We start from the raw sequence: 643 nt of genomic DNA on the forward strand, positions 1-643 counted from the left end.
TCATGGATATTTTCAAAAAGCAGGAATCCAACGTACGCTCATATTCAAACAATTTTCCAGGGGTATTTCGCAAAGCGAAAGGTTGCTGGCTAGAAACAGAACAAGGTGAACGCTACTTAGACTTCCTCGCTGGAGCGGGATCCCTAAATTCTGGCCATAACAACCCTGTATTGAAGCAAGCACTGCTTGAATACCTCGAAATGGAGGGCATCACTCACGGTTTGGATATGCATTCAGAAGCGAAAGCGGGCTTTCTCGCCGCACTGGATAACTACATCTTAAAACCAAGAAAACTGGACTATAAAGTTCAATTCACCGGCCCAACTGGTACGAATGCGGTGGAAGCGGCACTCAAGTTGGCGAAAAAAGTGAAAGGCAGAAGCAGCGTTGTTGCATTCACTAACGGTTTCCACGGTTGTACCGCAGGCGCGCTGGCGGCTACAGGTAATCAGCATCATCGACAAGGTAACGGCTCAAGCCTTACAAACGTAACGCGCATTCCGTTCGAAGGTTACGCTGGCGTTGATGGTTTGGCGCTGTTCGAAACTATGCTGAATGACAACTCTGCAGGTATGGACAAACCAGCAGCCGTATTGCTGGAAACAGTACAAGGCGAGGGTGGTTTAAACGCCGCCTCTAATGA

The 643-nt window shown here is 48.4% G+C and carries 1 protein-coding gene; it reads left to right on the top strand.

The window, feature by feature from the left end; all coding sequences use genetic code 11:
- Nucleotides 1-2: 2 nt before the first annotated feature.
- Nucleotides 3-643 (top strand): aminotransferase class III-fold pyridoxal phosphate-dependent enzyme (locus R8N47_RS25945; protein ID WP_318186198.1); only part of this gene is annotated, 641 nt, incomplete at its 3' end.

The organism is Vibrio sp. 2132-1 (genome assembly GCF_033344315.1).